Genomic DNA, 12,971 nt, shown 5'->3' with positions numbered 1-12,971 from the left:
TGGCTGCGTTATTTTTGTATACAAATCTTTAACAAGGCAACCTGCTCAGGCAGGGGCGGCAATTAAGTAAAAATAGTATGGATAAAATAGCATTAGTAGTAGGTGCAAGTGGTATCGCAGGTAGTAATCTGGCCATAAAACTCATTTCACAAGGATGGAATACCTATGGGTTAGCGCGTACACCAAATCTGGAAATTGAGGGCCTGCAACCTGTTGCGGCCGACCTCCTGGATCCTGAAGGCTTAAAAAATAGCCTGGCAGATATCAAACCCACTCACGTGTACATCACCACCTGGATGCGCAATGATACCGAGGCAGAAAACATCAGGGTTAATAGCATGATGGTCCGTAACCTGCTTGATGTTTTGTCGGTGCACCAATCTGTACAGCATGTGGCATTGGTAACCGGACTGAAACATTATTTAGGCCCTTTTGAAGCCTATGCTCAGGATGGTTTCCTGCCGGAAACGCCTTTAAGGGAGGAACATCCACGATTAGAAATCGAAAACTTCTATTACGCCCAGGAAGATGAAGTGTATGCCGCTGCTGCGCGCGATGGTTTCACCTGGAGTATTCACAGGCCACACACTGTAATTGGCCAGGCCGTTGGTAATGCCATGAATCTCGGTACCACGCTGGCTGTTTATGCAACCATTTGTAAAGAAACAGGGCGACAGTTCAGGTGGCCTGGCTCTTCAGCACAATGGAATGGCCTGTCAGATGTAACCGACGTCAATGTGCTGGCAGATCAACTAATCTGGGCTTCAACTACCGAAAGAGCAAAAAATGAAGCTTTCAATGTAGTGAATGGCGATGTGTTCCGCTGGAGCAGGCTATGGAATAAGCTGGCCGCATATTTCGGGGTAACGGCGGTTGGTTTCGAAGGTACCATTAAACCGCTCGAAACAGAGATGGCCAATGATGGAGAAATCTGGAAAAGCATTGCACGCAAATACAATCTCAAAGAAACAGAATTAAAACGACTGGCTTCTGCATGGCATACCGACCTTGATCTGGGTAGACCCATCGAAGTCATGACCGACATGTCGAAAAGTAGAAAACTTGGATTCCTGGTTTTCAAGGATACAGAAGAAGCATTTTACCAGCTATTCGATCAGTTACGCCGATCAAATTTAATACCTTAAGCAAACACGGAAAGAGAATCAGTTTATGATTCTCTTTTCTTTAAAACTGCCCGGTTTTCAAATAAATTGTCAATTATAAAACTCATCTAAATTAATAATTATATATTTGCAGCCTTGAAAGGCAACACATTGTGTGATTTTCTATTTAGTTAAAGCCATAGGAATAAGGCTTTTTTAATTTTAAAGACAACCTAAACCACGTTAATGCTTAATTTAGTTCTCTTTGGCCCTCCAGGGGCGGGTAAAGGCACCCAATCTGAAAAACTGATCGAAAAATATCAGTTAGTACATGTTTCAACAGGCGATCTTTTTAGAGCACACGTTAAAGGCGAAACAGAATTAGGAAAAAAAGTTAGTCAATTGTTAGCTGATGGTGAATTGGTACCTGACGCCATTACAATCGCAATGCTTGAAGAAGAAGTAGATAAAAACCCTGAAGCAAAAGGATTTGTATTCGATGGTTTTCCGCGTACTGTTCCTCAGGCAAAAGAACTTGATTTATTTTTAGAGCGTAAAGGCAGTAACATCGCCGGCGTAATTGCACTGGATGTAGATCAGGACGAACTGACTAAACGCATCGCTGAACGTCACAAAGTAAGTGGCCGTCCGGATGATGATGCGGAGAAGTTGAAAAAACGTATTTCAGAATACTTTGATAAAACAATCCATGTATTGCCTTATTATGAGGAGCAAGGGAAGTTGAAAAAAGTGAATGGAATTGGTGAAATAGAAAAAGTTTATAGTGATCTTTGCGCTGTAATCGATCAATTCTAAATAATTGAATTTTTGTTTAATGGCGGAAAAGATTTAGATTTTTTTCCGCCATTTTTTATTTTATAAATAAGTAATATGTCTCAGGGTTCGAATTTCGTAGATTATGTAAAGATTTGTTGCCGTTCTGGCAAGGGCGGGGCAGGTTCTGCACATTTACACCGTGATATTTTAACATCTATGGGTGGACCTGATGGTGGTGATGGCGGTCGCGGCGGTCACATCATTGTGAAAGGCAGTATTCATATCTGGACATTATTACATTTAAAATACCGCAAGCACATTATTGCCCAGGATGGTGGCGCCGGAGGAAGTTCCCATAAATCGGGTAAGCAGGGAGAGGATGAAATTCTCGAAGTGCCGCTAGGCACTATTGCCAAAGATGCCGAAACCGGTGAAGTTCTTTTTGAAATCACCAAAGATGGCGAAACTAAAGTGCTAACTGCCGGTGGTCGTGGCGGATTGGGGAACGCCCACTTCAAAAATTCAGTACAGCAAACCCCTCGTTTTGCACAGCCAGGAGAACCCGGTAAAGAAATCTGGAATATCCTTGAACTGAAAGTTTTAGCTGACGTAGGTCTGGTAGGATTTCCGAATGCAGGCAAATCTACCTTGCTTTCCGTAGTTTCTGCCGCAAAACCCGAAATTGCAGATTATCCGTTTACCACCATCGTACCCAACTTGGGGATTGTCAGTTACCGTGGAGGCAAATCTTTCGTAATGGCCGATATTCCCGGAATTATTGAAGGTGCTTCGAAAGGTAAGGGTTTAGGATATCGCTTTTTAAGGCATATTGAACGTAATTCTGTATTGTTGTTCATGGTTCCTGCCGATACCAGCCGTAGCATAAAAGAAGAATACGAAATTTTAAAACGTGAATTGCAATCCTATAATCCCGAGCTGATGCAGAAGCCTCATGTGCTGGCCATTACCAAATCTGATATGCTTGATGAAGAGCTGATGACAGAAATGAAACAGGATCTGCCTGCCGTTCCTTCAATTTTTATATCGTCGGTAGCGCAAAAAAATCTCTTAGAATTAAAAGACATGCTTTGGAAGGCTATTGAAGGATAGTGAGCTATTCTAAGGATTAACTTCGTAAACGGTCTACTGCCAGTCCTATCCACTCCTTGAATAGCATTTCCCAGCCACCAAGCGCAGAGGCACTAGGTATAATGAAATCGGCAAAATCAATCTGATCCGGTCCGGCAAAGTTTGTTGGATAGTATTCGATTTTATGTTTTGATTGCCTGTCGAAAATCATCTTCGCCCGGGGGATATGCCATGCGCTTGTAATCACCAGTATTTTCGCGTCAGGTTTTACTTTCCCAATTAGCCCGATGCTGTTTCTTGCATTTTCTACAGTATTCCTGCTTTGATTTTCAACTAATAAAGCCGAGTCAGGTATACCAATCAGTTTTAAGTAATTGATTACGAGATCGGCTTCTTTGACTTCGTTATCTAACAGGTTCGCACTACCGCTGGCCACTAATATTTTATCTATCTGGTTACTTTTAAAAAGCGAAACGGCCTGAAACAATCTGTCGCCGGCTCCCGAAAAAGCAATTTTATTGTTCCGTTTGTTAAGCCCCGAAAAGCCCCCCAGCACAATGCCAACATCGTAATGCCTTCTCTCAGGATATCCCGCTTCATAGGCATTCATCACCGTGCCAAGCAGCGCCCCATTCGAAAAAAAGAGCAGTAAACCAACAGCAGCATAAAGAATTTGTTGCTTATGTTTCTTCGATAATGCTGCCCAGATTAAAAGTGCAACTACCCATATAATGGGTTTGATGAGAAACATTAAAATTTTAGACAGGATAAAGATCATTTAAAGATATTATCCTGTAAAATTAAAAAAATGTTTCAATCTTATCCCTGACCCTCCTGAACCTGACCATTTTCATGCGCATGCTCCAGAATCTCTTTAATATCCGATTTAGGTTTTTTCGCTACCTTATGCTTGAAATGAGGGATCTCCTGCGCTACAATATCTTCCTCAAAAGCCTCAACTCCAAAGACCTTCTCTCTTAAAAGGTTGTATTTGTCTTGAAAACCATATCCAAGGTTTCTGGCGCCTTTTGCTATTTTCCCTCTTGTACCACTACCGCTGTCTGGCGCAAATAATACACTTATTACTGCACCTGCTGCTAAACCTGCTACCAGGGCAAGCGCAACCTGAACGTTATTATCCGACTTCTGCGTTAAATATTTTCCGATTAACTTTCTGTACTTCATGATCTTGTATTTTATAAGTGCAACAACCCGGGGGATAGAAAGTTTTATTATACATCTACCGAATTTCAAAAAAGATAGGGATGTTACCCAAAATGTGACGATAAACCACAATATTTGGAACTATAAAAATTAATGATAATGGTAAAAGCAACAATCAATAAAGAACACTATGCCTGTTCAGTTACAAATGGTTCACATGAAATCATCGTGGATGAGCCTGTAGAATTAGGCGGCACCCACAAAGGATTTGCACCCAAGGGCCTTTTGATGGCTTCTTTAGCATCATGTGTAGCCATTACGTTAAGAATGTATGCCGACCGTAAAGAATGGCCGGTTGATAAAATTGAGGTTGAGGTAAATATTGGTACAGAAAATAATGAAACCGTTTTTTTTGAAGAAATTACCTGTACAGGCCAGTTAACCGATGAACAAAAAACAAGATTGGAAGACATTGCTTCAAAATGCCCGGTGAGTAAACTTTTAACGGTTGGACATGAAGTTCGTTCGAAGGTTTTGTAAAAGGTGCAAAACTCGTCTGTGCAATCCTGAAAAGCTTTAATATCTTTGTATTTAATTCAGTTTTTTGCTGAAGCTAACACTATTTATGGCCACTGAAATTAAATGTCCGAACTGTTCCCATGTTTTTCCAATGGAAGAAGCCATGGCTGAAGATTATAAAAAAGAGCTGAGAGAAAAGGCTGCTGCCTATGCCAGGCAGAAGGACGAAGAGTATCAGCGCAAACTTCAGGTTTTTGAAGCAGATAAACAGCAGCAACATAAAGCTTTTGAAGCCAGACTTGTTGAGGAAAAAAATAAGCTGAAAGGCGATTTAGAAGAGAATCTGCGTAAAAGTATCGCTTCAGATTATGAAAATAAACTGCAAATGCTTGAAGGTTCTGCCAAAGACAACGCAGAAAAGTTAAGGCTTGCCCGCGAAAAAGAATTACAGTTTTTAAAACGGGAAGAAAGTTTACTGTTAAAAGAACAGGAGCTTGAGTTGTCCATGCAACGTAAAATGCAGGAGCAACGGAATGAACTGGTAGAACAGATCCGAAAACAGGAAGCCGAGAAAAACAGCATAAAAGATACAGAACACCAGTTGCGTTTAAAGGAACTGGAAAAACAGCTCGATGACCAGAAAAAACTGGCGGAGGAGATGAAGCGAAAAGCGGAGCAAGGCAGCATGCAGTTGCAGGGAGAGGTACAGGAGCTAATTCTGGAAGAACTGCTTCGCAGTAATTTTCCCTTTGACGTAATAGAAGAAGTAGGCAAGGGCGTTCGCGGAGCAGATTGTGTGCAGGTTGTACGCAACCAGTTTGGGCAGGAGTGCGGAAAAATCATTTACGAGAGCAAACGCACAAAAGACTTTGGCGGCGACTGGATTGAGAAACTCAAAAAAGACATGCGCAGCATGGGCGTTGATGTTGCTGTAATTGTTAGTCAGTGTTACCCCAAAGGCATGGATTGCTTTGGGCAGAAAGATGGCGTTTGGATTTGTTCTTTTGAAGAAGTAAACGCAGTTGCATACGTGTTGCGTGATGGTATTCTGCGTCTATCGACTGCCATGAAATCGCAGGAAAACCGTGGGGATAAAATGCACATGCTTTACGACTATTTAACAGGAGCAGAATTCTCCGAGCAATGGAAAGCCATCCGCGAAGGTTTTATGAGCATGAAACTATCTATTCAACGCGAACGCGATGCCATGGAGCGCCTTTGGAAAGCACGCGAGAAGCAGCTGGAAAAAGTTTTACTCAACGCCACCCATATCCGTGGCTCCATTGAGGGAATTGCCGGAAGCGACAGCATTCAGCTCAGTTTAACTGATGATGATGATGAAACTTTGCTCCTCGATTAATAATGATAGCTATAATAAAAGAATGATACCTAAATTATATAAAGTGAATAAAAACAATACCCAAGTGCTTAACCTCTCTAACCTTCTGGCATTCATTTGCATTTTGCTTATTTCCGGGAACGTTTCCGGTCAGCAATTAAAATCACCGGATGCCAACCTGATCGCTAATTTTTCTTTAGCAGAAGGCGGTGTGCCAACGTACAGTTTGAAGTATAAAGGTAAAGATGTTATCAAAACCAGTAAGCTTGGTTTGGAGCTCAAAGATGGAAAAAATTTAACCAACGGTTTTACCATCAGCGATACTAAAACCACCGCTTTTAACGAAACCTGGAAACCGGTTTGGGGAGAAGTAAAGGAAATTGTAAACCATTACAATGAACTGGCGGTAACCCTTACACAAAAAGCAAGCAATCGCTATATCATTGTTCGTTTACGATTGTTCAACGACGGTTTAGGCTTCAGGTATGAATTTCCTGAGCAGAAAAACCTTGATTACTTCGTTATTAAAGAAGAAAAAACACAGTTTGCCTTAGCGGGCGATCATAAAGCATTCTGGTTGCCAGGTGATTATGATACGCAGGAGTACAGCACTACAACCTCAAATTTATCTGAAGTGCGGGGTAAAATGAAAGACGCCGTAACGCCCAACGCATCGCAAACAACTTTCTCGCCAACAGGTTTGCAAACCCCTTTGATGATGAAAAGCAAAGATGGTTTGTATATCAACATCCACGAAGCTGCGCTGATCAACTATTCTTTAATGTCGCTAAACCTTGATGATAAAAACATGGTATTAGAATCCTGGTTAACACCCGATGCAATAGGGGATAAGGGTTATATGCAGGCGCCGTGTTTATCGCCCTGGAGAACCATCATCGTAAGCGATAAGGCTGGTGATATCTTAACGTCAAAGCTGACATACAATCTTAACGAACCTACCAGGTTTAAAGATGTATCGTGGATCAAACCAACAAAATACGTAGGGGTTTGGTGGGAAATGATTACCGGCAAAAGCACCTGGGCCTACAATGATTTAACCAGTGTTCAGTTAGGGGTAACTGATTATTCGAAAACAAAGCCAAATGGTAAGCATGCTGCCAATACTGCACATGTAAAAGAGTATATTGACTTTGCCGCCAAAAACGGACTGGATGCTGTTTTGGTTGAAGGCTGGAATGAAGGCTGGGAAGACTGGTTTGGCAAAACAAAAGATTATGTTTTTGATTTCGTAACGCCTTATCCTGATTTTGATGTGCAGGAATTACACCGCTACGCGGCGAGCAAAGGGATCAAAATGATCATGCACCACGAAACTTCTTCATCGGTACGTAATTATGAGCGGCACCTGGATACGGCTTATAAGTTTATGAAAGCAAATGGTTATGATGCGGTTAAAAGCGGTTATGTAGGAAACATGATTCCCCGTGGCGAGCATCACTATGGCCAGTGGTTAAACAACCATTATCTGTATGCCATCCAGAAAGCTGCTGAATATAAAATTATGGTGAACGCCCACGAAGCTGTTCGCCCAACAGGTTTGGCCCGCACCTACCCGAATTTAATAGGCAATGAGTCTGCCCGTGGTACAGAATATGAGGCTTTTGGCGGCAACAATACCGATCATACCACCATTCTGCCTTTCACCAGGCTAATTGGCGGTCCGATGGATTATACCCCCGGGATTTTTGAAACCAGGGTGAGTGCTTACAATCCCGACAATAATTCTTTTGTGCACAGTACACTGGCGCGTCAGCTGGCCCTGTATGTTACGATGTACAGCCCTTTACAAATGGCTGCCGATTTACCGGAAACCTATAATAAATACATGGATGCTTTTCAGTTCATCAAAGATGTTGCGGTGGATTGGGATGATACCAAAGTTCTAGAAGCTGAACCTGGTGATTATATCACTTTTGCCCGTAAAGCCAAGGGAAAAAATAACTGGTTCGTTGGTCGCACGAATGATGAAATTGCCCGTACCTCGAAAATCGACTTCGGCTTTTTAGATGCCGGGAAAAAATATACGGCAACCATTTATGCGGATGCGAAGGATGCGCACTACGAAACGAATCCCAAAGCCTATACCATCCGCAAAATGGAAGTGACCAGCAAAACAAAATTAACACTTAATTGCGCCCCTGGCGGAGGTTACGCGATCAGCATTATAGCAAAATAGTATCTATATCCCTCAGATTACGCTAGTTCCGTAGCTTTCTGTATGATGAAAAAAAATTGCATGCCGCCGTCACCAAAATAATCTGCGTAAATCACTTTAATCTGCGGGAGTTATAAAATAAGTTTATGCCCCCGCAGATTACGCCAATTCCGCAGATTTCTGTATGATGAAAAAAATCATTCAGGTAAGGGTAAATAAACTGTTTCAATAAAAATGATAATTTTTGCATATTGCTGTCAGCAAAATACTCTGTGTAAATCACCTTAATCTGCGGGAATCAACAATCATGGCAAAACCAAAAAATCATATCGAACTACAGTTCTTAAGCGAACCTTCCGATGTCAATTATGGGGGCAAGGTGCATGGCGGGATGATGATGAAATGGATTGATCAGGCAGCTTTTGCCTGTGCCCTGCAATGGAGCAACTCCTACTGTGTAACGATTTATGTTGGCGGGATCCGGTTTTTTAAACCCGTACACATCGGGCACCTCGTAAAAATGGAAGCGCGCATCATTTACACCGGCAAAACCAGTATGCACATCGCTGTGGATGCCTACTCCAAGCCTGTTGGCCAGTCAGAGTTTGTTAAAAATACCCATTGTATTATTGTATTTGTTGCCGTAGATGATAACGGACAGCCCAAAACCATTCCTGCGTTTAAGCCTAAAACGGAGAAAGAGCTCGCCATGCATGGCTATGCCATTAAGCTGATGGAGCTACGCAAAAGCATCGACAAAGAAATGGAACCCTATATCGTTTAAGCGAAAGGGGATTTACAGCTCATTCAGGCATGTGCCTCATCCTAAAACCTGATGAACTTTTCGATCTGTTCGTTTGTAAATTGGATGGTATCTTCTTTAATCAGGTTCCCACTGGCGTCCAATTCAGTTTTGATGTTGGGAATGTGCAGGCGCAGCGGTAAAACATGCAAATGGATATAATGACAAACGCCGGTAAAATGATCTACACCACGAATATTTCCATACTTCCCTGAAGAAATGCCTACAAGTGCGGCTTTTTTATCGTAAAAACTATCAGGATAATTGCAGGCGTCAATCAGCACCTTTAAAACGCCCGGATAGCTTCCGTTATATTCAGGCATTATAAAAAGGAATTTATCTGTTTCTGAAATCATATCCTGGATTTTCTGGAACGCCTCAGAGCGTTTACCGAACATATCGGTATTTAAAACATCTGCAGGGAGGTGCTCTAAGTTGAATACTCCTGCTTCTACACCTTTATTTTTAAGCTGCTGCTGGTAATATTTAGCAATTTTTAGCGTATTGCTATTGGGTCTGTTGGTCGCGGCTATTATTGTTATCATTTGATAATTGTTAATAAGATGTTTAAAACGCAAATACCCTTATTGCTGATATTGCCATTTAGTTTGTATCTTAGCTGATTGAGAAAAAGGGCGTAAACAGCGCAAAAATAGGACTTTTTGCCGATAAAAAGGCATAAACCAATAACGCCCTTACAAACGTTTAGTAAATTTCGGATAGATAGATGAGCAAAATTATTGCATTAGCAAATCAAAAAGGTGGTGTTGGTAAAACAACTTCATCTATAAACCTGGCTGCGAGTTTAGCCGTACTTGAATACAAAACTTTACTGGTAGATGCTGATCCTCAGGCTAATTCAACTTCAGGCATTGGCTTCGATCCCCGCAATATTAAAGATAGTATCTATGAATGTATCATCAACGATATAGATCCCTTACAGGCTATTCAGAAAACAGATACGCCCAACCTTGATTTACTGCCCGCACACATTGATTTAGTTGGTGCCGAAATTGAGATGATCAACCTCAATAACCGTGAATATAAAATGAAAGCGGTTTTAGAAAAGATCAAAGACCAATACGATTTCATTATTATCGATTGTTCTCCATCCCTGGGTTTAATTACGATAAATGCCTTAACGGCAGCCGATTCTGTTATCATTCCTGTCCAGTGCGAGTATTTCGCTTTAGAAGGACTAGGGAAATTGTTAAATACCATTAAGATTGTTCAGAACCGTTTAAATCCTGAACTGGAAATAGAGGGAATTTTGTTAACCATGTACGATGTGCGTTTACGCTTGTCTAACCAGGTGGTTGAAGAAGTAAAAACCCATTTTCACGAGCTGGTTTTCGAAACCATCATTCAGCGTAATACCCGTTTAAGTGAGGCACCAAGTTATGGCGTTTCGGTAATTATGCACGATGCAAACTGCAAGGGAGCCATCAATTACCTGAATCTTGCGCGCGAAATCGTTAAGAAAAACGGCTTGTTGAGAGAAGAAGAAAATATAGGAACAGCAACATTATAATTTATAGATGACATCTTTTCAGCGAAAAACAGGTTTAGGTAGAGGTTTAAGTGCGCTTTTAGATGATAGCGAATCTACTCATCCACCAAAGCAAACTGTAAATGCAGTGAGCGAAACCGAGCAGATTGGTAATATCAGTCATGTAAGTTTAAATGAGGTTGAAACCAATCCATATCAGCCAAGAACAGAGTTTGACCAGGTCGCTTTAAATGAGCTGGCCGATTCAATCAAAGTTCAGGGGCTTATCCAACCCATCACAGTTAGAAAACTGGGTGCCAATAAATATCAGTTAATATCAGGCGAACGCAGATTCAGGGCTTCAAGGCTGGCTGGTTTAACGCAAATACCGGCTTATATCCGGAGTGCTAACGACCAGCAAATGCTGGAAATGGCACTGATTGAGAACATTCAACGAGAAAACCTGAATGCAATCGAGGTCGCTTTAAGTTTTCAGCGAATGATCGATGAGGTAGGCCTGAAACAAGAACAACTTGGAGAGCGCGTTGGCAAAAACAGAACAACTGTAACTAACTACCTTCGTTTGTTAAAACTTCCGCCTGCGATTCAGGCATCCATCCGCGATCAGCGGATTTCAATGGGACATGCACGCGCATTAATCAACGTGGATGGTGTAGACAAACAATTGTTTATTCACCAGGAAATCCTGGAGAAAGGTTTATCTGTAAGAAAAGTGGAAGAACTGGTACGTAATTTACAACATGCACCAGTTAAAACCGATGATAAACCGAAGTCTGCCGGAGTATCTTTCCAATACCAAAAACTACAGGATGATTTAGCTTCTAAATTCGCTACCCGCGTAAAGCTAAAAGTAACGCAGAATGGCAAAGGCGCAATTGAAATTCCTTTTATGAGCGATGATGACCTGAACAGGATTTTAGAGCTATTGGATTGGTAATGCAGAGGATTAAGCTTTTAGTACTGGTTTCGTTATTTACATGTATTGGTGTAAATCTGGCATTTGCTCAGGTAAAGGATACTGTATTGAAAAGCGCAGATACCACCAGGTTAAAGCGTAACTCTTCTTCAGAGATTGCTAAGCCAGCAAAACCAATGTCACGCCAGGATTCAATGAAGGCAAAGTACGTTAATCCGGGTAAGGTTGCCGGAAGAAAGGCTGTTTTCAGATCCATGATCATTCCCGGCTGGGGGCAGTTGTACAACATTCAGATTCTGAATGATGGTTACGGAACCCGGGCAGGTAAAAGTCAGTTCTGGCAGAAGGTGTACACCGGCGGGAAAATCGCTGCAATTTATGGAGGGGCAACCGTGTTAACCTTATCGTATATTCAGAATCGTAAGGATTACAAAATGTATTTGCAGGAAGCACAGGCGAGGGAAATTCTCGCCGCAGGAGGACCAAATAATACTAATCCTTCACTCGCCGGGTTTTCCAGCGCCGGTATTCTATCTGCCAAAAGCACCACTAAGCGGAACTCGCAGATTGTACTATTTTCTTACGGATTGCTATATGCAGCCAATATTATTGATGCCTACGTTTCTGCACGTTTGCATTATTTTAACATTGATGATAACCTCACCTTCAGGGTGATGCCATCAATGATCAATTCTAACAGTATGTATGGTTTTAATGCTACACCAGCTTTAAAACTTTCCTTAACATTTTAATATTATGAAAATTGCGCTTTTAGGTTATGGCAAAATGGGGCAGATTATTGAGAAATTTGCACTTGAACGCGGCCATGAAATCGTTTTAAAAATATCAATTGATAACCGGGAAGAGTTGACCAGGCAAAACTTAAAGGTTGCCGATGTGGCCATAGACTTTAGTACACCGGATTCTGTTTTAAGTAATATCGATGCTTGTTTTGATGCCAATGTTCCCGTTGTCGTAGGTACAACCGGCTGGTATGGAAAACTTCAGGAAGTGAAGAATGATTGCGATAGCAGTAACAATACCCTGCTTTACGGGTCTAACTTCAGTATTGGCGTTAATTTATTCTTCAAACTGAACCAGACACTGGCGAAGCTGATGAATAAATATCCGGCCTATGAGGTACAGGTAGAAGAAATTCACCACACCCAAAAGCTCGATTCGCCAAGTGGTACAGCAATTACGCTGGCTGAAGGCATACTCGATAACGTGGAGCGTAAATCGGAATGGTTAAATGAAGAGGTTGGCAAAGATGTAGAGGTGTTCCCGAAAACAGAACAGCTATTAATCGAATCGCATAGGATTGAGAACATCCCGGGTACGCATACCGTAATTTACAGCAGCGAAGTGGATGATATTGAAATTAAGCATACCGCACACAGCAGGGCCGGATTTGCATTAGGCGCAGTAGTTGCCGCAGAATGGGTGAAAGACAAAAAAGGATTTTTCAGTATTACTGATATATTTGAATAAGAAGGGCATTCATTACCCGTTAACCGGTTAACGAATCTACCAGTTAACCATAACATACAGATAATAGTTACCGGATTTACCGTTA

Annotated in this window: 14 protein-coding genes; 11 read left to right on the top strand and 3 right to left on the bottom strand. The window is 41.7% G+C overall.

The window, feature by feature from the left end:
• Positions 1–77 precede the first annotated feature (77 nt).
• The 3 genes from AB669_RS07140 (at position 78) to obgE (ending at position 2,990) form a co-directional block, all read left to right on the top strand.
• Entirely contained in the window at positions 78–1,145 is a 1,068-nt protein-coding gene (locus AB669_RS07140; protein WP_047798620.1) for an SDR family oxidoreductase, read from the top strand.
• 204 nt (positions 1,146–1,349) lie between these two features.
• Positions 1,350–1,919 carry an adenylate kinase gene (locus tag AB669_RS07135; protein WP_047798619.1) on the top strand — a complete coding sequence of 190 codons (570 nt, stop codon included), beginning with the start codon at positions 1,350–1,352 and terminating at the stop codon, positions 1,917–1,919.
• A 75-nt stretch (positions 1,920–1,994) separates the two neighbouring features.
• Positions 1,995–2,990: a GTPase ObgE gene (gene obgE / locus AB669_RS07130; RefSeq protein ID WP_047798618.1), complete on the top strand. Its 996-nt coding sequence runs from the start codon at positions 1,995–1,997 to the stop codon at positions 2,988–2,990.
• A 16-nt stretch (positions 2,991–3,006) separates the two neighbouring features.
• Here obgE and AB669_RS07125 read toward each other — a convergent pair whose 3' ends face one another.
• Together AB669_RS07125 and AB669_RS21480 are read right to left on the bottom strand one after the other, a co-directional pair.
• A complete protein-coding gene (locus tag AB669_RS07125) occupies positions 3,007–3,720 on the bottom strand; it encodes a YdcF family protein (protein WP_197082375.1) in 714 nt (237 codons plus the stop codon).
• A gap of 68 nt (positions 3,721–3,788) precedes the next feature.
• Positions 3,789–4,154, bottom strand: a complete 366-nt coding sequence (locus AB669_RS21480; protein WP_053058321.1) for a YtxH domain-containing protein — start codon at positions 4,152–4,154, stop codon at positions 3,789–3,791.
• 138 nt (positions 4,155–4,292) lie between these two features.
• Between AB669_RS21480 and AB669_RS07115 the strand changes: the two genes are divergently transcribed.
• The 4 genes from AB669_RS07115 (at position 4,293) to AB669_RS07100 (ending at position 8,951) form a co-directional block, all read left to right on the top strand.
• Positions 4,293–4,673 (top strand): OsmC family protein, encoded by a 381-nt coding sequence (locus tag AB669_RS07115; protein WP_231582641.1) that lies wholly within the window; start codon positions 4,293–4,295, stop codon positions 4,671–4,673.
• 85 nt (positions 4,674–4,758) lie between these two features.
• Complete coding sequence (locus AB669_RS07110; RefSeq protein ID WP_047798615.1) at positions 4,759–6,012, top strand: DUF2130 domain-containing protein; 1,254 nt, start codon at positions 4,759–4,761, stop codon at positions 6,010–6,012.
• A gap of 22 nt (positions 6,013–6,034) precedes the next feature.
• Positions 6,035–8,188 (top strand): glycoside hydrolase family 97 protein, encoded by a 2,154-nt coding sequence (locus AB669_RS07105; RefSeq protein ID WP_047798614.1) that lies wholly within the window; start codon positions 6,035–6,037, stop codon positions 8,186–8,188.
• Between the two features lie 286 nt (positions 8,189–8,474).
• Entirely contained in the window at positions 8,475–8,951 is a 477-nt protein-coding gene (locus AB669_RS07100) for an acyl-CoA thioesterase (RefSeq protein WP_047798613.1), read from the top strand.
• A 41-nt stretch (positions 8,952–8,992) separates the two neighbouring features.
• Here the strand turns inward: AB669_RS07100 and AB669_RS07095 are convergent, their stop codons facing one another.
• A complete protein-coding gene (locus AB669_RS07095; protein ID WP_047798612.1) occupies positions 8,993–9,514 on the bottom strand; it encodes an NADPH-dependent FMN reductase in 522 nt (173 codons plus the stop codon).
• Between the two features lie 182 nt (positions 9,515–9,696).
• Between AB669_RS07095 and AB669_RS07090 the strand changes: the two genes are divergently transcribed.
• Genes AB669_RS07090 through dapB form a run of 4 tightly spaced genes read left to right on the top strand, consistent with a single transcriptional unit; the run spans position 9,697 to position 12,886 of the window.
• On the top strand, positions 9,697–10,500 hold the full coding sequence (locus AB669_RS07090) for a ParA family protein (protein ID WP_047798611.1): 804 nt from the start codon (positions 9,697–9,699) through the stop codon (positions 10,498–10,500).
• A gap of 7 nt (positions 10,501–10,507) precedes the next feature.
• Positions 10,508–11,416: a ParB/RepB/Spo0J family partition protein gene (locus AB669_RS07085; protein WP_047798610.1), complete on the top strand. Its 909-nt coding sequence runs from the start codon at positions 10,508–10,510 to the stop codon at positions 11,414–11,416.
• Positions 11,416–12,147 carry a DUF5683 domain-containing protein gene (locus AB669_RS07080; RefSeq protein WP_053058320.1) on the top strand — a complete coding sequence of 244 codons (732 nt, stop codon included), beginning with the start codon at positions 11,416–11,418 and terminating at the stop codon, positions 12,145–12,147. Before AB669_RS07085 ends, AB669_RS07080 begins: the two co-directional genes overlap by 1 nt.
• Before the next feature lie 4 nt (positions 12,148–12,151).
• Entirely contained in the window at positions 12,152–12,886 is a 735-nt protein-coding gene (dapB, locus tag AB669_RS07075) for a 4-hydroxy-tetrahydrodipicolinate reductase (protein ID WP_047798609.1), read from the top strand.
• Positions 12,887–12,971 lie beyond the last annotated feature (85 nt).

The sequence above is a fragment of the Pedobacter sp. BMA genome (assembly GCF_001027745.1).
GTDB lineage: Bacteria > Bacteroidota > Bacteroidia > Sphingobacteriales > Sphingobacteriaceae > Pedobacter.
This window is presented reverse-complemented; position numbering and strand designations above follow the sequence as displayed.